The following is a 25,862-nucleotide window of genomic DNA, read 5'->3' as shown; positions in this document are numbered from 1 at the left end:
ATGACAGAATTCACAGAAATCCCGGTCGTGCGACTGGGTGAACGATGTGACGAGGAAATCGCCAACGATTTCCGCGCTGCCTACGGAACAACCGGCTTTGGATATATTGTTGATCACGGTATCGACCAAGCCCTGATTCAAGCTGTCTTCGAAGCCTCCAGGCGATTTCACGCATTGCCATTGTCCGAAAAACAAGCAATCGCGGTCGATACAACCCATCGCGGCTATATTGCCATCAATACGTCGACGGATGTGAACTCCTCCCTCGCTGATGTCACCAAACCCAATCAATCCGCCAGTTTCATGATGATGCGCGAGGACGCATCCGTTGATCCGAATATCTATCTCTCTGGCCCCAATCGCTGGCCAGAATTGCCGCAGTTCCGTGATACACTTGAGACCTATGTCGAGGTCATGTCCGGATTGGGCTGCCGACTGATGAGGATTGCACTTCTGGCGTGCGGGGCCACTGATTTCTCGATCCTATCGGCCTTTGACGAGCCTACTATCTGGTTGCGCCTTCTGCACTATCCACCGCAGCCCAAGGCCAGTCCGGACGACCTGTTCGGTTCTGCGCCGCATACGGATTTCGGATGTCTGACCTTGCTTGCCCAGGATCAGGTCGGCGGATTGCAGGTTCAGACAGCAGCGGGAAACTGGGTCGATGTTCCGACAAACCCGGATGCGTTTGTCGTGAATGTGGGCGACATGTTGCACCGCATGAGCAACGGTCAGCTCATGTCAACACCTCACCGCGTTATCAATCGCTCAGGGCGTGAACGATACAGCGTTCCCTTCTTCTTTGATCCGCATGTGAATACAATCGTTCAACCTCTACCTGGCACTGGTCATCCCAGGTACAACCCCCTGATATTCGGAAATTTCCTGCGTTCTGAGCTAGAAGCAGCTTATGAGGCGCACAAACCAGGCAAAAATTAGATCAATCCCCCCCCTTGACGCCGGCCGCACAATGGCATGAACAGCTTTTATGAGTACCGCACATCTTACGATTAATCTGCACGCACTGACACATAACTGGCGTGCGCTCGACGCAAAAACCAACGTCGAAACCGGGGCTGTCGTAAAGGCCGACGCCTACGGATTGGGTGCCGAACCCGTCGCTTGGGCTTTGGCCGAAGAAGGGGTGCGCAAGTTTTTTGTCGCTGTCGCCGAAGAAGGTGCGGTCGTACGTGAGGCGGTTGGCCCCGGCCCACTTGTCGCGGTCTTTTCAGGCCATATGGAGGGCGACGCTGATCTCTTGCGCAATCATGCTCTGACACCTCTGATCAACTCCCCCGAACAGTTCAAACGCCATCGCGAGGCCTTGCCCGACCACCGCTTTGGCATTCAACTTGACAGTGGAATGAACCGTCTGGGGCTTGAGCCTGCTGATTGGGCAGAACTGCGCCATGAGGCCCTTGCGCTGAATCCGCTAGTGGTTATGTCTCATCTGGCTTGCGGGGATGAACCGGAACATCCGATGAATCAGCAGCAGTTGCGGACTTTCAAACAGATGACTGATGGGGTGGATGCACCGCGTTCGCTTGCAGCCACCGGTGGCACATTGATGGGACCCGAATTTCACTTTGATTTCTGTCGTCCGGGGATCGGCCTGTATGGCGGGCTGCCCTTTGCCGGGGCCAAACCGGTTGTGACCGTCGATCTGCCCATCATTCAGGTGCGCGATGTCTCCGTCGGCGAAACCGTAGGCTACGGAAATAGTTGGACCGCGCGCCGCCCGTCCAAGATCGCAACCGTGGCAGCAGGTTATGCCGATGGGCTACATCGTGCCATTGGCGGCGGCATTGACGCATTCGCTGGTGATCAGCCCTGCCCGGTGGTAGGACGTATCTCGATGGACTTGATCACCGTGGATGTTACCGACTTGCCATACACTCCTGAACGCCTGCGTATCCTGAACGGGCACCAAACCGTCGATGATCTGGCCGAAGCCGCCGGAACCATCGGTTATGAGATACTTACCTCACTCGGCAGCCGCTATTCCCGAGGCTATGTGGAATGAGCCCCATCTCATTGCTGGGTGAGCTGGGACGCGCCGTACTGAACATGCTGGCCGCGTTTGGCCGCGTCGCGCTGTTCGCGCTCGACGCGCTTTCACATATTTTCCGACCTCCGTTTTATCCACGTGAGTTCGGCATCGCCCTGCTGAATATCGGCTGGCTGTCCCTACCCGTGGTCGGCCTGACCGCCATCTTCACCGGCGGCGCGCTGGCGCTGCAGATCTACGCCGGTGGAGCGCGTTTCAATGCCGAAGCCGTAGTGCCCCAGATCGTCGCCATCGGCATGGTGCGCGAACTTGGGCCGGTTCTGGTCGGCCTGATGATCGCGGCCCGCGTGACGTCCTCCATCGCCGCTGAAATTGCAACGATGAAAGTGACCGAGCAGATCGACGCGTTGGTCACGCTCTCCACCCATCCGATGAAATACCTCACAGCCCCACGCGTGCTGGCCGCTTTGCTCACCGTGCCCCTGCTGGTTGCGGTCGGAGATATCATCGGCATTGCAGGCGGCTACACCGTCGCGACGCAAAATCTGGGCTTCAACCCGGCGGCCTATCTGAAAAACACTGTCGATTTCCTTGAACTACGCGACATTGTCTCGTCGCTGGTCAAAGGCGCGGCCTTCGGCGTGATCGCCGCCATCATGGGCTGCTACTACGGCATGTCCTCGGGCCGCGGCGCGCAGGGCGTGGGCCGCGCCACCAAAGGCTCGGTCGAGGCCGCCGCCGTCCTTATCCTCGCCGCCAATTTTGTCCTCACAGGGGTGTTCTTCTCGCTATGATCCGGATGGAGAACGTACATAAAGCCTTTGACGACAACCGCGTCTTACAAGGCATGAACCTTGAGATTCCCAAGGGTACCTCAATGGTTATCATCGGTGGTTCGGGCACCGGTAAATCCGTGGCGCTGAAATGCATCCTTGGCCTGATAAAGCCTGACAGCGGCATGATCTATGTCGACGGCAAAGACGCCACCAAAGGCGACCGCGACGCGTTTCTGGCCCGTTTCGGGATGCTGTTCCAGGGGGCCGCGTTGTTTGACTCGCTGCCCGTCTGGCAAAATGTCGCCTTCCGCCTGCTGCGCGGTTCGTTGAAGCGCCCGGTAGAGGAAGCCCGTGAAATCGCCATCGAGAAATTGCGTCGCGTGGGCCTGAAAGCCAACGTCGCCGACCGCTTCCCGGCCGAGCTGTCCGGTGGCATGCAAAAACGCGTCGGCCTCGCCCGCGCCATCGCCGCCGAACCCGAGATCATCTTTTTCGACGAGCCCACCACCGGCCTCGACCCCATCATGTCCGGCGTCATCAACGACCTGATCCGCGAAATCGTGACCGAGATGGGCGCCACTGCAATGACCATCACCCACGACATGAGCTCCGTCCGTGCAATCGCCGACAATGTCGCCATGCTGCACGGAGGCGTGATCCAGTGGACCGGCCCGGTCAACCAGATGGACGCCTCGGGTGATCCTTATGTGGAGCAGTTCATCAGCGGGAGCGCAGAGGGGCCGATTGAGGCGGTGCGGTAGAAAGGAATACTACTTTGGCACATGAAGTTGACGACGAAGCAATTCGGCGAGTTCTTTTTCCTTACGCGTCAGCCAAGCTAGATGAAATAAAAGAGAAAAAGACACGTTTCTCTCACTATACCAGCGCTGAAGCGGCAGTCAGCATCATCAGAAACAATGAAGTTTGGATGCGAAGTGCCGAGGTCATGAACGACTTTTCTGAAATTCAATATGGTCAAGACTGTCTATCGTATGTTTGGAACCAGACTACACTCGGTGAACGGTTACGTGCACTATTAAACCGACGACAAGATGGTCTGGCAGATCAGCTAAAAGGATCGTTAAACGCCAGGCAATTCGACCGGAATATGCAAAGCTATCTGATTTCGATATCCGAACATGGAAATGGAACAGACTTCGAAGATGAATTTGGACGCCTTTCTATGTGGCGAGCTTACGGTGGTGACACAAATGTTGCTTTCGTTTTCAACAACACTCCGTTTGTCACAGATAGCAACGCCTTAAATGCGTTCACATCACCTGTTCTATATTGTACTCACGAGAGCTTTGCGGAGGATTTCAAAACCGTTGTAGAAAACTTGGAAAGGAACTTCGATCTAATAGCAATGTTGGAGCCAAATGAGCTTCATGATCGAGTTTTTAACGCGTTTCATTTCGCTGTTCTGTCAACAAAGCACCCGGGTTTTTCTGAGGAGCGTGAATGGCGGGTGGTACATTCACCGACGCTTTGGCCGTCGGAAAAGCTAAAGTCGGATGTCCATGTTATCAATGGAGTTCCACAAAAAGTATATAAACTCAAACTAGTGAATTACCCCGAGGAAGGGTTTGTGGGAGCGACTTTGCCTGAATTGATAGAAGAAGTTGTAATTGGCCCGACAATGTATCCTTATCCAATTTACGATGCTCTTGTGCAGGAACTGACTGCTGCCGGAGTTGCTTCAGCTCGCGAAAAGGTCAGGGTGTCCGAAATTCCTCTTAGGAAATAGTTCATGACCCTCCGCCTCGCCAACCTCTCCCTCCTGATCCTCTACCCCATCGCGTGGTTCGCCCCACTGATGCGCGCGGGGCTGCTGCCGATCTTCGGCCTCAGCGAGATCAGCGTCATCACCGGTCTCCAGTCCTTGTGGAAATCCGACATCTTCCTCGCGCTGATCGTCACCGTCTTCGCCCTCTTCGCGCCTTACATCAAAACCATCGGCACTGCACTTGTCCAATGGGATATGTTAGACCCAAAGGTCCAACCCGCGCTCAACATCCTGGGCAAGTTGGCGATGGCCGATATATTCCTCATCGCGCTTTACATCACGCTGGCCAAGGGCATCTCTTACGCGACCATCGAAACCGCGTGGGGTCTCTACCTGTTCACCGGCTGCATTCTCGCTTCGCTTGCCTTGGGCCACATTACAGAGATGACATCCGGATCACGAAAACCTCAGACCTAATTGATTGAAAACAGATTTCTGAGTATCATCTTCATATTTCGAGCAGTAAATTTTGTAGTTTTCGGGTCCGTAGCGGATCACTTTACGTCTGTTTAACCTTCCGCTTCGGCCCGGTTTTTGTACCGGTTGAAGAAGGAGAACGACGATCATGGCCGCCCTCCACACAATAACATTACAATTTCAGAATGCATTATTAAGACTAACCTTTTTCCTGATCTGCGCCGCAGCATTGTTCGCGGTGACGACCACCATTTTATCCGCGTTTGGCATCCTCCCCTGGCTCTCGTTGCAGGCCGGTCTCAGCACCGGTGCAACGATTGACGCAGGTCTATATGTTCAGGCCGGATTGACCGCCCTGATCCTGATGCTGGTCTTCTATCTGCCATCAAACGCGCGCATGATGGCGCTTGAAAACACCCATCGTAAGTTCACGATGAACATGCAGGACGTGGCCGGGGCCTATCAGGTCGCCCATGCCGCCGACCGCAGCGGTGCATTTGCGTTATCATCCGAATTCGATGCAGTGAAAGAGCGTATGGCTTTTCTGCGCGATCACCCCGATCTGCAATCGCTTGAACCGCAGGTTTTGGAACTGGCCGCACAGATGAGCCAGATCAGTCAGGAGCTTGCCAATACCTATTCCGAGGCAAAGGTCTTGCGCGCCCGAACCTTCCTGCAGCAAAGGCAGGAAGAGATCGAGCAGTTTCAGCATCGCATAGAAGAGGCCCAGATTATCCAACACGAACTGCGCCAATGGACCCGAGATATCGAGATCGAAGAATCCATCGCCAAATCCCAACTGGCGCGGCTAAGGGACGAATTGTTCGACCTGCTGCCCGAACTCTCGGCACAACTGCAATCGCCTAACGACGATAAATCCCCCGCCAGCGTGGTTGCCATGACCCCGCCGAGGGCTGCGGAATAGGCGCGATCAGCGCCTGTCGCGAACGATGGTCCGCAGGGCCTGAGGACGCGGCACGCTATCGGCGGTGAGGAAAGCCCGCGAGGGCTTGAAGAACCGCCCTTCCTCGGGCACGAAGGGCGACATGGCAAAGACACAATCCTTCACCTGCTCCGCCTGCGGTGCCTCACATACAAGATGGTCCGGCCGCTGCGATGGCTGCGGCGAATGGAACACTATCATTCAGGAAGCGCCCCTCTCCGCTGGACCGGCCAAGAAATCGCTTGGCGGCAAGCGTGGCCAGTCGATCACGCTCTCCGATCTTTCGACCGAGGAGACACCCCCGCCCCGCACCTTGTGTGGAGTTGAAGAACTCGATCGTGTCCTCGGTGGCGGCCTCGTCCCCGCCTCGGCCCTACTGGTGGGGGGCGATCCCGGCATCGGCAAATCAACCCTCCTGCTGCAGGCTGCCGCGCGCTTCGCGCGCAACGGTATCAAAACAATCTATGTCTCAGGTGAAGAGGCCAGCGCGCAGGTCAGGATGCGTGCACGTCGGTTGGGTTTGGAAGAATCTCCCGTTCAACTGGCAGCCGAAACCAATCTGCGGGATATCCTCACCACGCTAGAGGCCGAAAAACCCGGCCTCGCCATCATCGACTCGATCCAGACCATGTGGGCGGACAATGTGGACAGCGCACCAGGCTCAGTTTCACAGGTTCGTGCTGCCGCGCACGAACTGACCACCTTTGCCAAACGCCACGGCGTTTCGATCATCATGGTCGGCCATGTCACCAAAGAAGGTCAGATCGCAGGTCCGCGTGTGGTCGAACATATGGTCGACACAGTGCTCTATTTCGAAGGCGAACGCGGCCATCAATTTCGTATTCTGCGCGCGGTAAAGAACCGCTTTGGCCCTGCAGATGAGATTGGCGTTTTTGAGATGACCGGCAAGGGCTTGGCGCAGGTCACTAACCCCTCAGCCCTCTTCCTTTCCGAACGCGGCACACCGAGCCCCGGGTCAGCGGTCTTCGCAGGCATCGAAGGTACCCGCCCTGTGCTGGTCGAGTTGCAAGCGCTGGTTGCTCCATCGCCTCATTCGCAGCCCCGCCGTACCGTTGTGGGCTGGGATAGCGGACGTCTTGCGATGATCCTTGCGGTGCTCGAGGCCCGCTGCGGCATCCCCTTTGCTGGGCTTGATGTCTATCTAAACGTCGCTGGAGGACTAAAAGTCAGCGAACCTGCCGCAGACCTCGCAGTGGCAGCTGCGCTGCTAAGTGCCCGTGAAGATACTGCCCTACCTGCCGATACCGTCGTTTTCGGAGAAATCTCGCTATCTGGGGCACTTAGACCGGCCCCTCAGACAGAAAACAGGTTGAAAGAAGCGCAAAAACTTGGTTTCACAGCGGCAATTGCTCCGGCAGGTGGCAAATCTGGCACTGTGGCAGGTCTGACACTCACCCGACCCTCTGATTTGGTGGGGTTTGTTGGCGAAACGTTCGGAGCAGGTTAAAGTCGCGCCTTGAGAGGCAGAAAACGAACAGGCGAGGGCCATGGAAGGTTTTACAATAATTGACGGGGTTGTGGCCCTGATCATCGTGCTGTCGGGCTTGTTGGCCTATTCGCGTGGTTTCATGCGCGAGGTTCTCGCCATCGCTGGCTGGGTTGCCGCTGCCGTCCTGGCCTTCATCTTCGCGCCGCAAGCCGTGCCACTGGTCAAAGAAGTGCCCGTCGTCGGAGAATTCCTGCGCGACAGTTGTGAGCTTTCGGTTATCACCGGCTTTGCCGCCGTTTTTGCTGTTGCCTTGATCGTGGTCAGTATCTTTACACCGCTGTTCTCTTCTCTGGTGCAGCGTTCGGCGATCGGTGGTCTGGATCAGGCACTTGGGTTCTTCTTCGGCATCGCACGCGGCATCCTGCTGGTTGCGATTGCCTTTTTTGTCTACGACACCGTAATGACCGGCCAGTCTTACACGATGGTCGACGAAAGCCGCTCGGCAAAAGTCTTTGAGCAGTTCAGCGGCAAGATCGAAGAACAAAACCCCGAAGCCGCGCTGGGCTGGGTCACCGCTCAGTACGAGGAGCTGGTCGCAAGCTGCACTGCAGATAATTCAACGGACGCTTCCGACGGGTGATCACGCCCCTTATGCTTCCAAAAAATTGTGATCACCCCCCATTCTGGCACTTGTCGCAGCCCACATTGGCTGGTCTACGGCGTGTGTGGTGTACTCGATGCGTTGGCAGCTGTTAGCCCAATCTAGACATTGACTAGTGGCTATGCGCACTGTGAAGCATGGTGCTGACGGAAGACCTGAAGCAAATTCTAGAAACTGCTCTGCCAACCGATCCCAGTTTTCGTTGGATCGATAAGGCCGTGATAGACAGCTGCCTTAGTGAAACCCGGAGATACGCCTCGGAGGGCTGCATCGAAGCCTTCTTGATGTCCGCGATGCGCCTATTGGCACTCCCCCAAAATGGGCACACAAGGCTGATCCCGAATGATGCGGTCTCGGTGCTGCCGCTGAGGTTTGTGAGCGTGGGGCGTTCAGTGCAAGTCATGTGGGCGGCACCAGGGGTAATTGCACCGCGAGGAAAATTGATCGCAATCAACGGTGCGGCTTTGAGCCAAATTGAAGCCACGGCAGAGAATTTTCTGGCGGGAACGTGCCAGAGGAAAAGGGTCATCGGTCCGATCCTTTTTGCGTGGCCGTACGCTTTGGCACATTTGGGTTTTTCGTCAAACGGCAAAGTGACCGAATATCGTGTGCAGGACGAAAATGGGCAGATAGCGAATCTGAAATTGGCAAATGAACAGACGGTTCCCGGATCGATGCTCTACCCAAGAAACGAGCACGGCAAGACTGATCCAGCTTGGGAACCCGAGATTTTTGTGGAAATACAGGACTGGCAAGAGCTTGGGCTATCAATAGTGTTACCAAGCTTCTTTGATCCGAACGAAAGTGCGCTACCCAAAGCCATCTCAGCCGCAGTGGAACATGTGCGCGCCGGCTCGACCAAAACACTTCTGATTGACGTTCGCGGAAATACTGGTGGCGACTTTCTTTTAACGATGCCCTTGATCGACGCGATCTCGGAAAGCGCAATCAAGCAGATTGTTGTGCTTGTCGATAAATTCACGTTTTCCGCAGCGATAGTGTTTGTAGCCATCCTTAGACATCGGTTGGGAAACAGGCTCAAACTCATCGGGGAAGAGATGGGTGACGGATTGACGTTCTTTGCCGAGGGCGGGTTGCTCGATTTGCCGGTTAGCGGAGCGGTCGTTCGATACTCATCAGCCTTTCACGACTGGAAGAATGGAACGTCTGACGAAACCACACCGCCCGATATCGCGCGGCAAATCGTACCCGCAGGAGCACTGAGTTTGGATTTGGAATGGGTCGCACGGCCTATTGGTGAGGATGGAAACGTCGCGTTCTATCAACAAATTCTCAAAAGCGTGAACGATTAGACGAACGGCCGGTAAGTCCCGCAATGCGGATATCAATCGTGAATCTTGGATCACTAGATATCCCAAAGATCATCGCAGCGTTGAGGTTGGACTCATTTGTAAGAAAAAAACAGCGCGCCTTACAACATTCTCAGCATTAAAATTCGGCGCTCGCATATTCTGTGTCAGATTCATCCAAAATCAAACGAACCCTTCACCGCCGCAGATATTGCAGCGAATGGCTTTCAATCCAAAGCACCCGTCGCAACGGCTTGAGATTGGTTTGCCATACTGGTCGCGGCTTTTGACGACCGTTCCAGATCCTTTGCAGATCTCACAGGGTGCACGGCCTGATCCTCGGCATCGGTGACACCGACGCTTGACGGGCTTTTCCTTGGGATTGTTTTGCTTGTGCTGCCACATGGCTATTTTCCATCCCAAACTATCGGGCATCTGGAGCAGACACCTGACCTAAAGCACAGCACAGGTCGGCTCATTTGTCATCTTAAACCCGCGAGCGGCGCATTTCAGGCCTGCGGCAAATCGCGAATGTGATCCTTTGGTGACACGCGCGGCAATAGGCAGTATGTCGGAGCCGAACCGACATGGAATCGGAGCTGCCGATCTTGCTGTATTTGTTCTATTCTGCATTGGCCGCTTTGGCGCTTGTGCATGCATGCCATACATTCCGGCTGCAACAACCCAATCAGATACGCAGTAGCAGTCGATCCGACCTGAACACCAGCCAGATCAAGTCATAGAAATTGGAGCCCGTGTATGTGTGGGATTTTGGGGATCGCAAGCCGGACACATGATGTCTTTGCGGAAATCTATGACGGGTTGCTGATGCTGCAGCACCGGGGTCAGGACGCCTCGGGGATCGTCACCTACAACGGCGAATTCTTCCGCGAGAAAAAAGCCAATGGTCTGGTCAAGGACGTCTTCAACGCCAGCGATGCTGAAACCCTACTGGGCAAGATCGGCATGGGTCACGTCCGCTATCCCACCGCAGGATCGTTAAGCGCCACCGAGGCCCAGCCTTTCTTTGTGAACGCGCCCTACGGAATTTACCTTGTCCATAACGGCAATATCACCAACACCGAAGAACAGCGCGAAAAAGTGACCGCGAAATACAGCCGTCACCTGCGCACCACCTCGGATTCCGAAGTGTTGCTAAACGTGTTGGCCGACAAGGTAGCGGACGCCATCAAGGTCAATGGCAATGCCGACCCGATCCGCAACTTGTTTGCAGGTGTGAAGATGACCATGGAGCGGGTGCAGGGTGCTTATTCTGTGATCTGTCTGGTCGCCGGTGTTGGTATGCTCGCCTTCCGCGATCCGTATGGTATCCGGCCCCTGTCGGTCGCCAAGCGAGAAGCGCCCGGTGACGGTGATGATTTCGCCTTCGCCTCGGAAGACGTAGCGTTTGGCATCAATGGTTTCGACAAATTGCGCGATCTGCAACCCGGTGAGGCGATCCTGATCGATCTCGACGGGAATATGCATGGGTTCCAGGCCGTCGAAGGCAAGCTGACGCCCTGCATTTTCGAGTATGTCTATCTGGCACGTCCGGATTCGCTGCTGGATGGCGTGTCGGTTTACAAAACCCAGATGCGCATGGGCCAAACACTCGCCAAGCAGATTCAGGATTCGGGGCTAGAGATCGACCGGATCATCCCTGTGCCAGATAGCGCCCGACCCGTCGCACTTGAAGCTGCCAAGATTACCGGCATTCCCTATCGAGAGGGGCTGGTCAAGAACCGCTATGTAGGCCGAACCTTTATCATGCCAGGTCAGGCCGAGCGCCAAAAATCCGTGCGCCGTAAGCTGAACGCCGTGCCGTTGGAATTCGACGGGCATAATGTGCTGCTGATCGATGACTCGATTGTGCGCGGCAATACGATCAAGAAGATCGTCCAGATGTGCCGCGAGGCTGGTGCAAAGAAGGTGTACATCGCCAGCGCTTCTCCACCCGTAAAATACCCCAATGTCTACGGAATCGACATGCCGACCAAGGCCGAACTGGTTGCCAATGGTAAAGAGATCGAAGAAATCCGCGAAGAGTTGGGTGCGGATGCGCTGTTCTACCAGAATCTAGACGATCTGATCTGGGCCGCCAAGGAAGGCAATCCCGAGATCGAATCCTTTGACTGTTCGTGCTTTGATGGAAACTACATCACCGGGGTAGATGAGGACTATCTGGACAGTCTTGAAAACAGCAGCCGAGTCAGCAAGAAACGCGAGGATATGCAGGTCGTTGGCGGTTCGTGGAACGCAGCCAAACTGGCGTCGGGCTGATCAGACGAATCAAATGATAGCGACAGGTCATTTCCCTGAGGTGGGGCGGCAGTCATAGGTCAGAATCCGCCGACAACTCTCTGTTGAACGAGATGCGTTTGCAAAGGGTTGGGCGACCTGGGTTAGCGACCTATTGGAAATGGGATTGCAACCCTTTTGGTTCGAACGGCCGCATGATACCCGATCACCGTAAACCACTCACAATGCAGGGCCCGGGCACACGATCCGGCCACAGATCATGGCAAATTCAACGGTCAAAAGCGCCGCAACGCAAGCGGGTGCGCTAAAGAAAAACTCGGTCTCTGTGCTGGGCATTTTTGGCCCTAAGTCCGAGTTGCGCGCTCTGGTTCGTCTGTCCTCGGGGCGGGTAAAGAAAGTAAAGCCAGGCAGCCGTGTCGCCTCGGGCAAGGTGATCGCCATTGATGAGGAAGGTGTCGTGCTGCGACAAAGCGGCCAGAACCGCAGGATCGACATACCTGGCAGTTGATCCAGACTTGACGCCTTGTGCGCACGGGTTCAAACCCCACCTATGACCGATCAGACCAAAATCGCCCTGATTACCGGGGCCTCACGCGGGCTGGGCGCGGCACTGGCCGAAGCCCTTTCCCCCGAGTATCACATCGTTGCCGTCGCCCGCACCCAAGGCGGGCTGGAAGAGCTGGACGATCGCATTCAGGCCAAGGGTGGCTCGGCTACTTTGGCCCCGATGGACATCTCCGATCCCAATGCAATGGCGACACTTTGCCGTGGCATTCACGACCGCTGGGGTAAGGTTGACCTTTGGCTGCATACAGCTGTCCATACCTCGGCCCTGACACCAGCAAACTTTGTTGACCCCAAGGAATGGACCAAAGCGGTCAGCACTAACGCGACAGCCACATCGGTTCTGATTCCCTATGTGTCGCCCCTATTAGGCGATGCAGGTCACGCGGTGTTCTTTGATGATCCCAAGGCAGGTGAAAAGTTCTATGGCATCTACGGTGCCACCAAAGCCGCGCAAATGGCTTTGGCCCGTAGTTGGGCAGCCGAGACAGCTCGCACAGGTCCACGGGTTACGATCCTTGAACCCGCGCCGATGCCTACAGCGGTGCGTGCACGATTCCATCCCGGTGAAGACCGCGAGGCGCTGACCAGCCCTGCGGATGAGGCGGCGCGGATTGTAGCCGGGTTTTGATTGGCCCTGACGGGCCATGCCTCCGGCGGGGATATTTGTGGCCAGTTGAAGCAGGCGGTTTACGCGATGTGGACACCGTTGCGCCCGGCGAGATCGACAAAGAATTGCCAGGCCACGCGACCGGATCGAGCCCCTCGCGTGGCTTGCCATTCGATGGCCTCGGCGCGCAGGATTTCCTGGTCGATCGTGACGCCATGGGCGGCACAGTAGCGGTCGATCATGGCGAGATATTCGTCCTGATCGCAGGGGTGAAAGCCTAACCACAGGCCGAAGCGGTCCGACAAGGATACCTTTTCTTCAACAGCCTCAGATGGATTAATAGCGCTGGAGCGTTCGTTTTCGATCATGTCGCGTGGCATCAGGTGGCGGCGATTTGAAGTGGCATAGAACACCACGTTTTCCGGACGGCCTTCGATGCCGCCATCCAGAACAGCTTTGAGTGACTTATAGTGTTGATCATCGTGGCTGAACGAAAGGTCATCGCAAAACAGAATGAACCGGTGCGCCGCTAACCTCAGGTGGTTCAGCAGACGCGCGACTGAGGACATGTCTTCCCGTTGTAGTTCGACAAGTTTCAAATCCGGGTGATCTGCTTGCAAAGTACCGTGCACTGCCTTGACAAGGCTGGATTTTCCCATACCTCGCGCGCCCCAGAGCAACGCGTTGTTGGCCTTGTACCCAGCCGCGAACCGGCGGGTGTTGTCTAGCAGCGTATCGCGGGATCGGTTGATGCCGACCAACAGATCCAGATCGACGCGGTTAACCTCAGAGACGGGCACCAGCCGGTCCGGATCCACATGCCAGACAAATGCAGGGGCCGTGTTGAAATCGGGTGCGTCCAGCGGCGCGGGCGCCATGCGTTCCAACGCGTCGGCGATACGGTTCAGGGCTTGATCGTCCATCGGCTCCTCCGGGTATTCCGGCTGAGTTGAACCATGTTACGAACTACACAACAAGGCCCGCGCGTGAAAAAGGCGCGCCGAATGTGGACGCGCCTTTTGAAATCAGGATACAGGCTACTTTGTCTCGTCGTAGTCCTGCATCATTTCCGCATCCGCCTCGGCCTCTTCATCGTCATAGTAGCCATCCGCGCGCAGTTGTTCTTCACGCTTTTTCTCGACGCGGGCGACAAGGAAGATCGACACTTCGTATAGTCCATAGACCACGGTGAACAGGATCAGCTGCGTGATCACATCTGGTGGCGTCACCAAAGCAGCCAGAACCAGAATACCGACCATCGCGTATTTGCGAACGGCACCCAGACCCTCGGCCGAGACCAGCCCAGCCTTGCCCATCAGTGTCAGCAGAACCGGCAACTGGAAGCACAGGCCAAAGGCGAGAATAAACTTTAGCGTAATATCCAGAGATTCATTGACCTTTCCGAAGAAGGTGATTTTCACGCCTTCTGTTGTTTCGGGGACAACAATGATCTCTTCCGGGACATCATCGGCCGCCGGTGCCAGCAGGTTGGCAAAGATCGAACTGACATCTGCAAACCCAAGGAAAAACTGCATCGCCAACGGTGTCACAACAAACTGCGCAAAAGCCGCCCCCAACAGGAACATAAACGGTGATGCGATCAGAAACGGCAGGAAAGCCCCCTTCTCGGACTTGTAAAGCCCAGGAGCTACAAACCGCCACAGCTGATATGAGATCATGGGGAATGCCAGTGCAAACCCGAAGACCATCGATATCCGAAACAGTGTGAACAGGTATTCCTGTGGAGAGGTGTATTGCAGTGTTGGTGACGGATCACCAAGCTCACGCAGGGTCGCCTCGATCGGACGCACTAAGAACTGCAGGATCGGTTCGGCCACTATGAAGGCAAGAACAATCCCCACGATAAAGGCAAGCACCGACCGGATCAGCCGGGTACGAAGCTCGGCTAGATGCTCGATCAGAGGCGCCGAGCTGTCCTCGATCTCGTCGGTTTTAGTCATGACTTGCTTTCAGTTTTCAACGCGGCTTCGGCCTCTTCCGCCTTTGCAAGCGCATCTGCAGCTTCCTTAGCCTTGCGTTCAGCGGCCGCACGGGCCGTGGAGGCTTGGATCTTCTTTGCCTGCTCTGCCCGTTCAGCAGCCAGTTTGCCGGTCTCGCTATCAGGGTCGAACTTGGTCGGGTCAATGGATTTGGCCACGTCACGCGCGGCCTCGTTGATCCCGTCCATCGCGGTACTAACCGGATTAGTCGCCGCGTTCAGGCCCTTCTTGATATCATTGACGCCAGCTTCATCCGCCGCTTCGTTCATCGCAGTGCTGAACTCACGCGCCATACCGCGTGCCTTGCCGACGAACCGCCCGACATTGCGAAACAGCACTGGCAGGTCCTTCGGCCCCACCACGATCAGTGCAACGATGCCGATGACCAGAAGCTCGGTCCAGCCCAGATCAAACATCTAAACTCAGACCTTGTCTTTGTCGGTCTCAGGGGTGACGTCTTTAGCCAGCTCGGAGGCGTCCTGTTCCAGCTCTTCCGAACCTTCCTTGATGCCTTTCTTGAACGAGGTGATGCCTTTACCCACTTCACCCATCAACGAGCTGATCTTGCCACGTCCAAATAGGACGAGAACCACAACAGCAATGAGCAGGATACCCGGAAGGCCAATATTGTTGAGCATGTCTTGTCTCCTTCTACGTCGGCGCATCGCGCCGGGAATACGATCTGGCCCTGTGTCTACGCCCGTACGGGCCATTGCAAAAGTGCGCCAGATCAATTCCGCGCGCGAATTTGAACGGATCGCACAATTTTTGCGGGCTGGCATTTCCCAACTGACAGGTTTATGTCAGTTGTAGTGGCCTAGAAGGACGATATCGAAACCTGGTCAACGGAGAACCACATGACCCATGTCGCAGAAATCGTCACTTTCACACTTGCCGAGGGCACAAAACCCGAACAGTTCGTGAAACTGAGCCAAGCATCCGAAGCATTTGTCCGCGCCGCCCCCGGCTTTGCCCATCGTCAACTGAGTCAGGGCGAAGATGGACGCTGGACGGATTATGTTGTCTGGGCAGATATGAAATCCGCCAAAGATGCTGCGGCTGCTTTCATGCAACAAGATTTTGCACCCGCTCTGATGGCGGCAATCAATCCCGAAAGCGCTCAGATGCGCCACGAGACCGTGCTATGGAATATGACCGCGTAAACGCGGCTCAGACGGCGTGTCATGCGTCGCACTGACCGCCTGTTCGACATCATTCAGATCCTGCGCGACGGTAAACTGCACCGCGCTCAGGACATCGCGGACCGGCTCGAGGTGTCGGTCCGCACGATCTATCGCGATATGGATACGCTGGTGGCGTCGGGCGTGCCGGTCGAAGGTGAACGCGGCGTGGGTTACATGGTGCGGGAACAGATCACCCTACCCCCGCTGAACCTGACACCTGCCGAGCTTGAGGCTCTGAACCTCGGCATGGCCATCGTGGCTGAAGCCGCCGATCCCGATCTCAAGTCCGCCGCTGAATCTCTGGCCGACAAGATTGACGCCGTACTGCCCACTCAAGTCGTGGCAGAGGCCGACACCTGGAAATTCGCCGTCTACCCGTTTGCCGATGCTGCGCGCGGATTGGCCCACATGGCCCCGATCCGCGCCGCGATCAAATCGCGCCAGAAATTACAACTGAGTTACCGCCGCATTGACGGGATCCTGACCGACCGCACCATCCGCCCGTTGCACATGGAATACTGGGGCCGCGTCTGGACCCTCACCGCATGGTGCGAACTTCGCAATGGCTTCCGCGTTTTCCGCATCGACCTGATCGAGGCCATCACACCCTTGCCAGAACTCTTTTCAGACGAACCCGGAAAACGGCTTAGCGACTATGACCCCTATGGGTGAACCGCCCTTCATCTGGCCACAAATATCCCCGCCGGAGGCATGGCCCGGAACGGGCCATTCAGGTCACTTCAGATAGGGCTCAGGATCAACCGACTCGAACCCCTGACGCACCTCAAAATGCACATAGGCATTGTCGCCACCACGCAGCGCGGCGATTTTCTGACCCCGTCGCACCCTGTCACCCTTCTTCACAGTGATATTGTCGACATTGGCGTAGACGGTCAGTAAATCATTGTTGTGCTTGACCACAATGATCGGAACCTGATCGGCGTCTTCCGTGATCGCTGCAACTGTGCCCGCCTCGGCCGCCGTTACAGAAGCACCTGGAGACGCCGCAATGTCGATCCCTTCGTTCTTGCCTTTGGCATAAGTGCGAATGATCCTCCCGTTCACAGGCGCTGCCAATGCTGAACTGCCTGAATTCGTAGGGGCTTCGGCAGTTACATCTGGTGCAGGTGTTGCAGCGGCAACCTTCTCATCCGGCAATGGCTGTGTCGCGCTTGGCGGTGTTGGCGTCGGAGAGCCCTCTCCCGGCTGTGTCACAGCCGTCGCGGTTGCTGCTGGTGCGGCAGCGCGCGGCGCTGCCTGATCCTTGACGGGGATCAGCAGATACTGGTCCTCACGCACGGTGAAATCCGATCCTAACCCGTTCCATTCAGCAAGCGATTCTACCGACACCTGATAGAGACGCGAAATCGTATAGGCGGTTTCGCCGCGTTTTACCTTATGCCGAATGGGCTCTGGCCCGGATGCAGCAGGCGCAGGGGTCGCGGCGGGTTGCGCAGGTTGCAGGGTGGATGTCTGAACCGAACCGGTATCGGGTGCGTCATCAATCGCAGTCCCAGCTATGGTTGCAATATCAACACCACTCGAAGCACCGACTGAACGCGGCAGTGCAAGCACTTCGCCGTCCCGTAGAGAGTCATTCGGCTGCAAACCATTAAATCGCGCCAGTTCGGCCACTGGCATGCCGATACGGGCAGCGACATCACCAACCGTATCCCCCCTGCGGGCCACTGCCACTTGATAGTTTGGATAGGTTATCACTCCCCGTGCATCCGGCGACGGTCGGCTGGCGGTGGCTGCCAGAGCGGCATCGGTCGTAGAAAACCCGCCAACATTCCCGCGCAAGTCATAGTCGAACGGTCCTTCGCACCCGGCCAGAATTGCCAGCGCGGCCACGCCCGTTACACAACGGCGCATTGCTGAATTGGAAACTGCTCTCATTTTTTTGTCCTCAACGCCTGCCCCTGTTCTCCGGGGTTCCGGCGCCTTTTAATATACCTTTACGCACCGTCTTTTCCCAGCCCCTCAAGCAGAGGCACAAAACGGACCGGCAACAATTCGTCGTAATCCAGACCGGTCTCGGTGCGCGTGACCCGGATCAGGGTCTGCACCGCATCCGACTGGCCCACGGGTAACACCATGATACCGCCGATTTTCAACTGCGCCAAGAGTGGCCCCGGAGGATCTTCGGCGGCAGCGGTTACAATGATACGGTCGAACGGTGCCTGTTCGGACAATCCAAAAGAACCATCCGACAGCATCGCCGTCACATTTGTCAGCCCCAACTCACGAAATAGCTCACCGGTTTCACGCACCAGCCGTTTATGGCGTTCGACAGTATAAACCCGGCGCGCCAGTTTGGACAGAATCGCCGCCTGATAACCCGATCCGGTGCCCACCTCTAGAACCGTGTCCCGCGGGCGCACTTGCAAAGCCTGCGTCATCAGACCCACAACCGACGGTTGGCTTATGGTCTGACCACAGGGAATCGGCAACGGTGTGTCCTCATAAGCCCGCTGAGCAAACAGACCCCTCACAAACTGGCCCCTGTCGATCTGCTCCATTGCGGCCAGAACGCGCGCATCAGTGACCCCGCGCGAACGCAGCGCAAATAGGAACTGCATGATGGTTTCAGCGCTTGGTCCTGTCATTCGATGACCTTCAACGCCTCTAGCGTGTCGTGGGCGGTCAGATCGGCTCGCATCGGTGTCACTGAGATATACCCTTCAAGGTTAACGGCGGCATCCGTACCCGGAGCAGTCGGGTTGTGCTGATATCCGCCCTTGATCCACAGGAACCGCCGCCCCGACGGCGAGCTGTGGGGTTCGACCGAGAAATGCGTATCCCGGCGGAATCCCTGCGGTGCTACCCGGGCACCCAGCACTTCATCAGCGGGGACCGGTGGAAAATTTACGTTGTAGAACAGTCGATAATCACCCGATTCTGGCGGGGTGGCATCCAAAATGCGCCGAACAAGCCCCGCTCCGTAACGGGCTGCTGCCTCAAACGGATCTTCCAGCCCCAAATTGCGCGGGCCAAAATACTGTGACAAGGCAATCGCGGGCAGACCCTGCAGGGCCGCCTCCATCGCCCCACCGATCGTACCGGAATACAAGGTGTTTTCAGCCGAGTTATTGCCCCGGTTCACCCCGGACAACACCAGATCGGGCGGAGCGTCTTTCATCACGTCGTGCAGGCCGGCCAAAACGCAATCCGCGGGAGACCCTTCGGCGGCAAAGCGACGCTCACCCAGTTTGGCCACCATCATCGGGTGGGTATAGCTGATGCAATGACCGACGCCTGATTGCTCAAATGCAGGTGCGACCACCCAAACCTCGCCTTCGGGGCCAGCCAGTTCAGCTGCAATCGCTTCCAGCACGATCAGTCCCGGCGCGTTGATGCCGTCATCATTGGTCAGAAGAATTCGCATGCCCGGTCCACCCCTCGTTTTGCCCTTGATAGACCCGCCTCTGCGCTGCGACAAGCAATGCGCATACGCAATCTGAGGCTTTCACGCACCACTTGGGTGAAAATGCAGGGTCTGAGCGTCAGGCCGGGAACACAAAACACCGGTCGCGGCGAATTGTCAGCCACATGACCCGGCCCTCTTTGGGCACAAACACGTTCGGAACCGTGGCCTTCAGGATCGAGCCATCGTAGTCCATGCGAAACTCGACAAGGCTTTCATTTCCCAGAAATCGAGCACGCTCAACCACGCCTCGGGCTGCAACACCGTCTGTAGGTGTCGGCGCAGGTCCTTTGCCATTGCGGTCGAAATCCAGTTTGACATGCTGGGGCCGGAACACGATTTCAACATCGGTTGCGTCCGGCACACCTGGCGCGAGAAAACGGCCAAACGGAGTATGCGCCAAAGCACCATTAACTTGGGACTTCAACACATTGACATCACTAAAGAATGCAACTGCAGCCTTGTCTGCAGGACGGGTATAGACATTGTACGGCGCCCCTTGCTGCACAATCTTACCGCGCCGCATCAGCGCGATCTCATCGGCCATCCGCATCGCCTCGTCTGGCTCATGCGTGACCAACAGAACGGCAGCATCCTCTTCCTTAAGGACTGCCAGCGTCTCATCTCGAATACCGTCTCGTAGGCGATTATCGAGGCCCGAGAACGGCTCATCCATCAGCATGATCCGTGGACGTGGTGCAAGCGCCCGCGCCAGAGCCACACGCTGTTGCTCCCCTCCCGACAACTGATGCGGAAATCCATCAATAAACCGCATCAAATCGACTTTGGTCAGCAACTCTTCGACCCGTGCGCGTTTCTGTTCTTTGCTGCCCTTTAGGCCAAACGCGACGTTGTCTGCCACGCTGAGGTGCGGAAACAGGGCAAAATCCTGAAACATCAGCCCAATCTCGCGCCGCTCAGGGGGCACTCGAAACACAGTGTCGCAAATCAATTTGCCATCGACATAAATCTCGCCCGAGGTCTGCATCTCGACGCCAGCGATCATGCGCAAGGTGGTTGACTTGCCACAACCTGACGGTCCCAGCAGACAGGTCACCTGCCCTGCCTGAACGGTCAAGGACACATCATCCACAACCGTCCGCCCAGCAAAGCGCGCAACCAGATTGCGGATTTCCAATCGAGGAGGAGTTGTCGTCACTGTCACCGATGGACCCCGTTGCCTTTCCCGATCAATTCCATCGGGCTTAGGCGGGGATAGCAACCCCGCCCATCAGGCGCAAGGGATCAGCAACACCCAGTTGACGCAGCTTCGCCCTGTACAACAAACGGGCTATCACCGCCGCATCCTTCGAAGATCCCATAGTGGGTTGAGAAATCGCCGATGAATTCGAAATGTCGTGTAAAACGAGTGTCTTGCAACATCATCCATGTATTGCCACAGACCGGGAACACTTTGCCAGTTTCAATCGTGTGGTGATCATCCAGCACAAATTCATGCGGCGCATGCGGCACTGTGCCCTTGTAGATCACAGCCTGACCGTAATCCTCGCATGCAGGTTCCAACTCCGGCAGCTTGAACAGACGGTAGGTGGCCGAAATAAAGCTCAGCGGTGCGACCCGTTCTTCCAGAATTGGGTTCTCGATGGTCAAAGGCCGATGCGTGACCCGGCGGGGATCGCCGAACCCGACAGCACGTGACATCGACAGGAAGTCATTCCAATAGAGCGCGCCCGACAGGCATTCGCCATACAGGATCTCATCCTCGGCCATCGCCTTGGGCACCCGGCGGTCGGCATAGACGTCCGAGAAATACATCTCGCCACCCTCTTTCAGCAGCCGATGCGCACCGCGCAGCACAGCGGCCTTGTCGGTCGCCAGATTGATCACGCAGTTTGAGACGATGATATCGAACGATCCCGGTTCGAGGTCCAGCTCATCCAGCTTTTCGATATAGCCTTGGTGAAACTCGACATTGCTGGCCGAATGTCCGAATGCCTGCGTGTGATGGTCCTGATGCGCACGCGCCACGTCGAGCTGCTCAGGCGTCATGTCAACGCCGACAACACGGCCCTTTTCACCGACCATCGCGGATAAAGCATACACATCGCGCCCCGCACCACAGCCCAGATCCAGGATACGCATTCCCTCCAGATCCAACGGAGCAATCAGCCCGCATCCATAGTAACGTGTCAGCACATCATCATGAATTTGCGACAGAATTTTCTTGAAGTGATCCGGCATATCATCCGGAGTACAGCAGGCATTTGTTTGCAAATCCGCGCTGCCGTGCAACACCTCACCATAGTAGTTCTGCACAGCCTCGTGCTTCATCGGAGCAATCCTTTTGTCACTGGTCTTTTGCAGCTAGTGCAGCAATCCACACCACGCAATCCACCAGCGCCCGATCTGACGAAACCGTGACAGGGCTCAGGCGAGCAGGTCGAAATCCACGCCTGCGTGCACGCGGCCGTTCACTTGAATCTCCAACCGATGCGGCCCAGGAACCAACTTGAACGTTGTTGCATTGCCCTTCAGCTTGTGCCGCTTTCTAAGTGTCAACCGACCACCTGTAAGCTCGGCCTGTTTCAACTTGTGAACCTTGGGTGAGATCTTTCCGCCAGGCCGTTGGAAATGAACGATATAGTCGACCAAGACTGGCTGATCTTCTGCGCCGCTCAGGCGGGTTTCAAACTCCAGCGCATCACCAATCCGGGCCGGACCATTTACCTGAATCTCAACCGCAATATCTGCATCGGGATCGTATCCAAGCACTTTCATCGCCTTGGGATGCCCAGTTTTCACAAGGCCTCGTAATGCATGAGATGTCATCCAGTTCAGTTCGTCCTTGTCCTGCCGCCCTGTCTCGCCCCAGCTACACAGACGTTCCAGCACCAGATCGGGGTCTTTCTTGGTGATATCATTCAGATGATTGGCGACCGAGCGCGTCACATAGCGCGTCCGATCCCCGTGCAACCGGTCCAATAACGGCAATGGGTCTGACATTGCCAAGCCAACGGCCTGCCCCCACGGTAAACGCGGTCGCGTGCCCTCACTGACCAGACGACGCACGTGATAGCTGGGATGCGTGCACCAAGCCTGCATCCGCGCCATGACCAGTTCGGAGTGGTGATTGAGGAACGGGCGGATCGCCCATTCCATCGAAAATCTCTGGGTCAGCTCTTCGAATACATCCAGCGCCAAAGCGGGATGATCCAGGCCGATTGCACAAACCCAATCACCCAAGGGCGCAAAGATAAAGTCTCCGAAGTCGTCATCACTTTTGGCGGGGTCCAGAGGAGGCGGCAGCGCCCGCAGAATGACCGGTGCCACTGCCGGTAAATCGCCGGGCACCGATTCTTGCAGACACTCTGCAATCCACGCCATACGCTCTTTCAGTTCAAGCTCGGGCAAACGCGACATCACTTTCGCCGCGAATGCTTCTTCCTTGAAATCGGAATCAGCCTTGGCGAACAAGCCCGCAAGAAAGCTTACCTTTTCCGCGTTGAACAGCTGATCTTTCAGAGAAAAGTTCTGTGCCATACCTACATCGTCAGATTGGTGCCACCACCGTCCAGCAAAATGTTCTGCCCGACAATGAACCCGGCGTGTTGCGAGCATAGAAACGCGCAGGTCGCCCCAAACTCTTCCCTCGTGCCATAGCGTCTCGCTGGGATGGTTGCAGCGCGTTCAGCCCGTGCCTCGGCCATCGTAATACCTTTCTGCTCTGACACCCCGCCATCCAGCGCGTTCGCGCGGTCGGTGGCGTGGATACCTGGCAGCAGATTATTAATCGTCACGCCATGTGGCGCCACCTGGCGCGATGTGCCCGCAACATAGCCGGTTAATCCAGTTCGCGCCGCATTCGACAGGCCCAGCACCGCAATCGGCGCGCGTACCGACTGCGAGGTGATATTCACCACGCGACCCCAGCCCTTATCCATCATGCCCGGCAGCAGAGCCTTCATGAAAGCTATGGGTGTCAGCATATTGGCATCCAGTGCTTTGATGAAATCATCACGCTCCCAGTCCGACCACATGCCGGGCGGAGGGCCGCCCGCGTTTGTGACAAGGATATCAGCACCCTGCGCAGCACTTATCACCTCGGCCTGACCCTCTGGTGTGGTAACATCACATGCCACTGTCTGCACGGCAATGCCATATGATGATCGCAAACGCGTGGCTTCGGCCTCCAACGTTTCGGCTCCGCGCGCGTTCATCACAAGATCGACGCCGGCTTCGGCCAGCGCCTCGGCACAGCCCAATCCCAAGCCTTTGCTGCTGGCACAAACCAGCGCGCGTTTTCCGCGAATTCCCAAGTCCATTCTGACCCTCCCTATCTTCGGCACACATCTAACATCGGCCCGGCAAAGAAGGCCAGAATGGGATCTTGCGGATTAATAAAAGAACTCTTCACGCACGATCTTGCCATCGGCGACGTGATAAACACCGACCTCACGCATATCAAAGCTTTCACCGGTTTCTTTCACCTTGCCCTGCACTTCAAAGATCACGGCAAAGCGGTCGTCACCATGCGGGTACGGGCCACTGACGGACGCGCCCGATACTTCATGAGCGCCTTCCCACCATTCGTGCTTGCCACGAATGGCTTCCAATCCGTGCGTCTCGCGCCCCATGCCCGCAAAATCCTGTCCCTCAACAGAAACAGCATCCGAGGCATAAAGCTTCTCGAGGTTCTCCTTGGCTCGGTTTTCTCGGCAACCCGCAACCAATTCGTCTGCGATTTCTTTCAAATTCATTGGTCCACTCCATATTTTGTTCACTATATGTTCTTATTGCCATACCCCCATGATTCGAACCACCCCTTTGTCTTGCCTCGGCAGGATTCCCCGCCTATACGCGCGTTTATGCTTGATACCTCGAACCAACCCACCCTGCCGCCCGAGATTGCCCGTCGCCGGACATTCGCCATCATCTCGCACCCGGATGCGGGCAAAACAACGCTGACGGAAAAGTTCCTGCTTTACGGGGGTGCCATTCAAATGGCCGGTCAGGTGCGCGCCAAGGGTGAGGCACGGCGCACGCGGTCGGACTTTATGCAGATGGAGAAAGATCGCGGTATCTCGGTCTCGGCCTCGGCGATGTCCTTCGACTACGGGAATTTCCGGTTCAATCTGGTGGACACCCCCGGCCACTCGGATTTCTCGGAAGATACCTATCGCACGCTGACCGCCGTAGACGCCGCCGTCATGGTCATTGACGGTGCGAAAGGTGTGGAAAGCCAGACGCAGAAGTTGTTCGAAGTCTGCCGCCTGCGCGATCTGCCGATCCTGACCTTCTGTAACAAGATGGACCGCGAAAGCCGCGATACGTTCGAGATCATCGACGAAATTCAGGAGATGCTGGCCATCGACGTCACGCCTGCCGCGTGGCCGATTGGTGTGGGTCGCGATTTTATTGGTTGCTACGACATGCTGCGTGACCGGCTCGAGCTGATGGACCGCGCCGATCGCAACAAGGTGGCCGAAAGCATCCAGATCAACGGGCTGGATGACCCCAAGCTGGCCGAGCATGTGCCGGCTGAACTGCTGGACAAACTGCTGGAAGAGGTCGAGATGGCGCGCGAATTGCTGCCTAGACTCGACCCGCAGGCGGTGTTGGAAGGGCACATGACCCCGATCTGGTTCGGCTCGGCGATCAACTCATTTGGTGTGAAAGAGTTGATGGAGGGAATCGGCGCCTATGGCCCGCAGCCTCAGGTTCAGTCGGCAGAACCACGTCAGATCGCACCCGATGAGAAGAAAGTGGCCGGGTTCGTGTTTAAAGTTCAAGCCAATATGGACCCCAAGCACCGCGACCGGGTGGCCTTTGTCCGCATGGCAAGCGGTCATTTCAAACGTGGCATGAAGTTGACTCATGTACGGTCGAAAAAGCCGATGGCGATCTCGAACCCCGTCCTGTTCCTCGCGTCCGACCGGGAACTGGCCGAAGAAGCCTGGGCCGGAGACATCATTGGCATCCCTAACCACGGCCAACTGCGCATCGGTGACACGCTGACCGAGGGTGAGGCAATCCGAGTAACCGGCATCCCCTCCTTCGCACCGGAATTGCTGCAAACGGTGCGCGCGGGCGATCCAATGAAAGCCAAGCATCTGGAAAAAGCCCTGATGCAGTTTGCCGAGGAAGGCGCGGCCAAGGTCTTTAAACCCTCGATCGGCTCAGGCTTTATCGTCGGGGTTGTCGGTGCGCTGCAATTCGAAGTGCTCGCCAGTAGGATCGAGATGGAATACGGTCTCCCTGTGCGGTTTGAGGCGTCTCAATTCACCTCGGCCCGCTGGGTCAGCGGTGACAAGGCCGAGGTCGATAAATTCGTCAACGCCAACAAACAGCACATCGCGCATGACCATGACGGCGACATCGTCTATCTGACGCGTCTGCAATGGGATATTGACCGAGTGGTTCGTGACTATCCAGCGCTGAACCTGACCGCGACGAAGGAAATGATGACCTGACGGATTCCGCGGCCAATCCAGATAAGACCACATGGG

28 protein-coding genes are annotated in these 25,862 nt (G+C 56.6%); 16 read left to right on the top strand and 12 right to left on the bottom strand.

What is annotated here, in order from left to right:
- The 13 genes from ACR0IU_RS05990 (at window position 1) to ACR0IU_RS05930 (ending at window position 12,805) form a co-directional block, all read left to right on the top strand.
- Complete coding sequence (locus tag ACR0IU_RS05990) at window positions 1-939, top strand: isopenicillin N synthase family dioxygenase (protein ID WP_480715590.1); 939 nt, start codon at window positions 1-3, stop codon at window positions 937-939.
- 49 nt (window positions 940-988) lie between these two features.
- The gene (gene alr / locus ACR0IU_RS05985; protein WP_170781699.1) at window positions 989-2,023 is read left to right on the top strand and encodes an alanine racemase; all 1,035 of its coding nucleotides are present in this window, start codon (window positions 989-991) and stop codon (window positions 2,021-2,023) included.
- Window positions 2,020-2,802 carry an MlaE family ABC transporter permease gene (locus ACR0IU_RS05980; protein ID WP_480715589.1) on the top strand — a complete coding sequence of 261 codons (783 nt, stop codon included), beginning with the start codon at window positions 2,020-2,022 and terminating at the stop codon, window positions 2,800-2,802. The genes alr and ACR0IU_RS05980 overlap by 4 nt, the downstream gene beginning before the upstream one ends.
- Window positions 2,799-3,545: an ABC transporter ATP-binding protein gene (locus ACR0IU_RS05975; RefSeq protein ID WP_480715588.1), complete on the top strand. Its 747-nt coding sequence runs from the start codon at window positions 2,799-2,801 to the stop codon at window positions 3,543-3,545. Before ACR0IU_RS05980 ends, ACR0IU_RS05975 begins: the two co-directional genes overlap by 4 nt.
- A gap of 14 nt (window positions 3,546-3,559) precedes the next feature.
- Window positions 3,560-4,531: a DUF2971 domain-containing protein gene (locus tag ACR0IU_RS05970; protein WP_480715587.1), complete on the top strand. Its 972-nt coding sequence runs from the start codon at window positions 3,560-3,562 to the stop codon at window positions 4,529-4,531.
- A 3-nt stretch (window positions 4,532-4,534) separates the two neighbouring features.
- Entirely contained in the window at window positions 4,535-4,987 is a 453-nt protein-coding gene (locus ACR0IU_RS05965; RefSeq protein WP_480715586.1) for a paraquat-inducible protein A, read from the top strand.
- A 148-nt stretch (window positions 4,988-5,135) separates the two neighbouring features.
- Window positions 5,136-5,912, top strand: a complete 777-nt coding sequence (locus tag ACR0IU_RS05960; RefSeq protein WP_480715585.1) for a DNA repair protein — start codon at window positions 5,136-5,138, stop codon at window positions 5,910-5,912.
- Window positions 5,913-6,033: 121 nt separating this feature from the next.
- The gene (gene radA, locus ACR0IU_RS05955) at window positions 6,034-7,398 is read left to right on the top strand and encodes a DNA repair protein RadA (protein ID WP_480715584.1); all 1,365 of its coding nucleotides are present in this window, start codon (window positions 6,034-6,036) and stop codon (window positions 7,396-7,398) included.
- A gap of 40 nt (window positions 7,399-7,438) precedes the next feature.
- Window positions 7,439-8,020, top strand: a complete 582-nt coding sequence (locus ACR0IU_RS05950) for a CvpA family protein (RefSeq protein WP_010440366.1) — start codon at window positions 7,439-7,441, stop codon at window positions 8,018-8,020.
- Between the two features lie 158 nt (window positions 8,021-8,178).
- A complete protein-coding gene (locus tag ACR0IU_RS05945) occupies window positions 8,179-9,354 on the top strand; it encodes a S41 family peptidase (RefSeq protein ID WP_480715583.1) in 1,176 nt (391 codons plus the stop codon).
- Window positions 9,355-10,110: 756 nt separating this feature from the next.
- Window positions 10,111-11,631 (top strand): amidophosphoribosyltransferase, encoded by a 1,521-nt coding sequence (purF, locus tag ACR0IU_RS05940; RefSeq protein ID WP_480715582.1) that lies wholly within the window; start codon window positions 10,111-10,113, stop codon window positions 11,629-11,631.
- 238 nt (window positions 11,632-11,869) lie between these two features.
- Window positions 11,870-12,118 (top strand): hypothetical protein, encoded by a 249-nt coding sequence (locus ACR0IU_RS05935; protein ID WP_029621843.1) that lies wholly within the window; start codon window positions 11,870-11,872, stop codon window positions 12,116-12,118.
- 42 nt (window positions 12,119-12,160) lie between these two features.
- Window positions 12,161-12,805 (top strand): SDR family NAD(P)-dependent oxidoreductase, encoded by a 645-nt coding sequence (locus tag ACR0IU_RS05930; RefSeq protein ID WP_480715581.1) that lies wholly within the window; start codon window positions 12,161-12,163, stop codon window positions 12,803-12,805.
- Between the two features lie 59 nt (window positions 12,806-12,864).
- On the opposite strand, the gene ACR0IU_RS05925 is transcribed toward ACR0IU_RS05930, so the two are convergent.
- The 4 genes from ACR0IU_RS05925 to ACR0IU_RS05910 form a co-directional block, all read right to left on the bottom strand.
- Window positions 12,865-13,707: an ATP-binding protein gene (locus ACR0IU_RS05925; RefSeq protein WP_480715580.1), complete on the bottom strand. Its 843-nt coding sequence runs from the start codon at window positions 13,705-13,707 to the stop codon at window positions 12,865-12,867.
- A gap of 114 nt (window positions 13,708-13,821) precedes the next feature.
- Window positions 13,822-14,745 (bottom strand): twin-arginine translocase subunit TatC, encoded by a 924-nt coding sequence (gene tatC, locus ACR0IU_RS05920; RefSeq protein ID WP_480715579.1) that lies wholly within the window; start codon window positions 14,743-14,745, stop codon window positions 13,822-13,824.
- Window positions 14,742-15,200, bottom strand: a complete 459-nt coding sequence (gene tatB / locus ACR0IU_RS05915) for a Sec-independent protein translocase protein TatB (RefSeq protein WP_170470712.1) — start codon at window positions 15,198-15,200, stop codon at window positions 14,742-14,744. Before tatB ends, tatC begins: the two co-directional genes overlap by 4 nt.
- Before the next feature lie 6 nt (window positions 15,201-15,206).
- Window positions 15,207-15,422 (bottom strand): twin-arginine translocase TatA/TatE family subunit, encoded by a 216-nt coding sequence (locus ACR0IU_RS05910; protein WP_010440381.1) that lies wholly within the window; start codon window positions 15,420-15,422, stop codon window positions 15,207-15,209.
- Window positions 15,423-15,641: 219 nt separating this feature from the next.
- Here ACR0IU_RS05910 and ACR0IU_RS05905 point away from each other — a divergent pair, with 219 nt between their 5' ends.
- A complete protein-coding gene (locus ACR0IU_RS05905; protein WP_010440382.1) occupies window positions 15,642-15,947 on the top strand; it encodes a hypothetical protein in 306 nt (101 codons plus the stop codon).
- Between the two features lie 21 nt (window positions 15,948-15,968).
- Complete coding sequence (locus ACR0IU_RS05900) at window positions 15,969-16,640, top strand: helix-turn-helix transcriptional regulator (RefSeq protein WP_170540139.1); 672 nt, start codon at window positions 15,969-15,971, stop codon at window positions 16,638-16,640.
- 63 nt (window positions 16,641-16,703) lie between these two features.
- Here the strand turns inward: ACR0IU_RS05900 and ACR0IU_RS05895 are convergent, their stop codons facing one another.
- The 8 genes from ACR0IU_RS05895 to ACR0IU_RS05860 form a co-directional block, all read right to left on the bottom strand.
- Window positions 16,704-17,867 (bottom strand): peptidoglycan DD-metalloendopeptidase family protein, encoded by a 1,164-nt coding sequence (locus ACR0IU_RS05895; RefSeq protein WP_480606009.1) that lies wholly within the window; start codon window positions 17,865-17,867, stop codon window positions 16,704-16,706.
- A 59-nt stretch (window positions 17,868-17,926) separates the two neighbouring features.
- Complete coding sequence (locus ACR0IU_RS05890; protein ID WP_480715578.1) at window positions 17,927-18,577, bottom strand: protein-L-isoaspartate(D-aspartate) O-methyltransferase; 651 nt, start codon at window positions 18,575-18,577, stop codon at window positions 17,927-17,929.
- Window positions 18,574-19,356 carry a 5'/3'-nucleotidase SurE gene (gene surE / locus ACR0IU_RS05885; protein WP_170470720.1) on the bottom strand — a complete coding sequence of 261 codons (783 nt, stop codon included), beginning with the start codon at window positions 19,354-19,356 and terminating at the stop codon, window positions 18,574-18,576. Before surE ends, ACR0IU_RS05890 begins: the two co-directional genes overlap by 4 nt.
- Window positions 19,357-19,474: 118 nt before the next feature.
- Window positions 19,475-20,560, bottom strand: coding sequence for an ABC transporter ATP-binding protein (locus ACR0IU_RS05880; RefSeq protein ID WP_029621845.1), 1,086 nt, complete (start codon window positions 20,558-20,560; stop codon window positions 19,475-19,477).
- An 80-nt stretch (window positions 20,561-20,640) separates the two neighbouring features.
- A complete protein-coding gene (locus ACR0IU_RS05875) occupies window positions 20,641-21,687 on the bottom strand; it encodes a methyltransferase domain-containing protein (protein ID WP_480715577.1) in 1,047 nt (348 codons plus the stop codon).
- A 96-nt stretch (window positions 21,688-21,783) separates the two neighbouring features.
- Complete coding sequence (locus ACR0IU_RS05870) at window positions 21,784-22,896, bottom strand: hypothetical protein (RefSeq protein WP_480715576.1); 1,113 nt, start codon at window positions 22,894-22,896, stop codon at window positions 21,784-21,786.
- Window positions 22,897-22,898: 2 nt separating this feature from the next.
- Complete coding sequence (locus ACR0IU_RS05865) at window positions 22,899-23,678, bottom strand: SDR family oxidoreductase (RefSeq protein WP_480715575.1); 780 nt, start codon at window positions 23,676-23,678, stop codon at window positions 22,899-22,901.
- A gap of 72 nt (window positions 23,679-23,750) precedes the next feature.
- On the bottom strand, window positions 23,751-24,113 hold the full coding sequence (locus tag ACR0IU_RS05860; protein WP_170396787.1) for a SnoaL-like domain-containing protein: 363 nt from the start codon (window positions 24,111-24,113) through the stop codon (window positions 23,751-23,753).
- A 108-nt stretch (window positions 24,114-24,221) separates the two neighbouring features.
- Between ACR0IU_RS05860 and ACR0IU_RS05855 the strand changes: the two genes are divergently transcribed.
- Window positions 24,222-25,826 carry a peptide chain release factor 3 gene (locus tag ACR0IU_RS05855; RefSeq protein WP_480715574.1) on the top strand — a complete coding sequence of 535 codons (1,605 nt, stop codon included), beginning with the start codon at window positions 24,222-24,224 and terminating at the stop codon, window positions 25,824-25,826.
- Window positions 25,827-25,862 lie beyond the last annotated feature (36 nt).

The organism is Ruegeria sp. CL5, assembly GCF_056536485.1.
Note: the sequence above shows the minus strand (reverse complement) of the source record. Positions and strands in the feature narration are given on the sequence as shown.

Bases quoted from the DNA above. Each gene is read 5' to 3' on its own strand.
- ACR0IU_RS05870 (WP_480715576.1), bottom strand. From the start codon at position 22,896: ATGGCACAGAACTTTTCTCTGAAAGATCAGCTGTTCAACGCGGAAAAG.
- ACR0IU_RS05990 (WP_480715590.1), top strand. From the start codon at position 1: ATGACAGAATTCACAGAAATCCCGGTCGTGCGACTGGGTGAACGATGT.
- ACR0IU_RS05890 (WP_480715578.1), bottom strand. From the start codon at position 18,577: ATGACAGGACCAAGCGCTGAAACCATCATGCAGTTCCTATTTGCGCTG.
- ACR0IU_RS05875 (WP_480715577.1), bottom strand. From the start codon at position 21,687: ATGAAGCACGAGGCTGTGCAGAACTACTATGGTGAGGTGTTGCACGGC.
- tatB (WP_170470712.1), bottom strand. From the start codon at position 15,200: ATGTTTGATCTGGGCTGGACCGAGCTTCTGGTCATCGGCATCGTTGCA.
- ACR0IU_RS05910 (WP_010440381.1), bottom strand. From the start codon at position 15,422: ATGCTCAACAATATTGGCCTTCCGGGTATCCTGCTCATTGCTGTTGTG.
- ACR0IU_RS05930 (WP_480715581.1), top strand. From the start codon at position 12,161: ATGACCGATCAGACCAAAATCGCCCTGATTACCGGGGCCTCACGCGGG.
- ACR0IU_RS05965 (WP_480715586.1), top strand. From the start codon at position 4,535: ATGACCCTCCGCCTCGCCAACCTCTCCCTCCTGATCCTCTACCCCATC.
- ACR0IU_RS05895 (WP_480606009.1), bottom strand. From the start codon at position 17,867: ATGAGAGCAGTTTCCAATTCAGCAATGCGCCGTTGTGTAACGGGCGTG.
- ACR0IU_RS05945 (WP_480715583.1), top strand. From the start codon at position 8,179: ATGGTGCTGACGGAAGACCTGAAGCAAATTCTAGAAACTGCTCTGCCA.
- purF (WP_480715582.1), top strand. From the start codon at position 10,111: ATGTGTGGGATTTTGGGGATCGCAAGCCGGACACATGATGTCTTTGCG.
- ACR0IU_RS05935 (WP_029621843.1), top strand. From the start codon at position 11,870: ATGGCAAATTCAACGGTCAAAAGCGCCGCAACGCAAGCGGGTGCGCTA.
- ACR0IU_RS05975 (WP_480715588.1), top strand. From the start codon at position 2,799: ATGATCCGGATGGAGAACGTACATAAAGCCTTTGACGACAACCGCGTC.
- ACR0IU_RS05865 (WP_480715575.1), bottom strand. From the start codon at position 23,678: ATGGACTTGGGAATTCGCGGAAAACGCGCGCTGGTTTGTGCCAGCAGC.
- surE (WP_170470720.1), bottom strand. From the start codon at position 19,356: ATGCGAATTCTTCTGACCAATGATGACGGCATCAACGCGCCGGGACTG.
- ACR0IU_RS05925 (WP_480715580.1), bottom strand. From the start codon at position 13,707: ATGGACGATCAAGCCCTGAACCGTATCGCCGACGCGTTGGAACGCATG.
- ACR0IU_RS05855 (WP_480715574.1), top strand. From the start codon at position 24,222: ATGCTTGATACCTCGAACCAACCCACCCTGCCGCCCGAGATTGCCCGT.
- ACR0IU_RS05900 (WP_170540139.1), top strand. From the start codon at position 15,969: ATGCGTCGCACTGACCGCCTGTTCGACATCATTCAGATCCTGCGCGAC.
- radA (WP_480715584.1), top strand. From the start codon at position 6,034: ATGGCAAAGACACAATCCTTCACCTGCTCCGCCTGCGGTGCCTCACAT.
- ACR0IU_RS05950 (WP_010440366.1), top strand. From the start codon at position 7,439: ATGGAAGGTTTTACAATAATTGACGGGGTTGTGGCCCTGATCATCGTG.
- alr (WP_170781699.1), top strand. From the start codon at position 989: ATGAGTACCGCACATCTTACGATTAATCTGCACGCACTGACACATAAC.
- tatC (WP_480715579.1), bottom strand. From the start codon at position 14,745: ATGACTAAAACCGACGAGATCGAGGACAGCTCGGCGCCTCTGATCGAG.
- ACR0IU_RS05960 (WP_480715585.1), top strand. From the start codon at position 5,136: ATGGCCGCCCTCCACACAATAACATTACAATTTCAGAATGCATTATTA.
- ACR0IU_RS05905 (WP_010440382.1), top strand. From the start codon at position 15,642: ATGACCCATGTCGCAGAAATCGTCACTTTCACACTTGCCGAGGGCACA.
- ACR0IU_RS05980 (WP_480715589.1), top strand. From the start codon at position 2,020: ATGAGCCCCATCTCATTGCTGGGTGAGCTGGGACGCGCCGTACTGAAC.
- ACR0IU_RS05860 (WP_170396787.1), bottom strand. From the start codon at position 24,113: ATGAATTTGAAAGAAATCGCAGACGAATTGGTTGCGGGTTGCCGAGAA.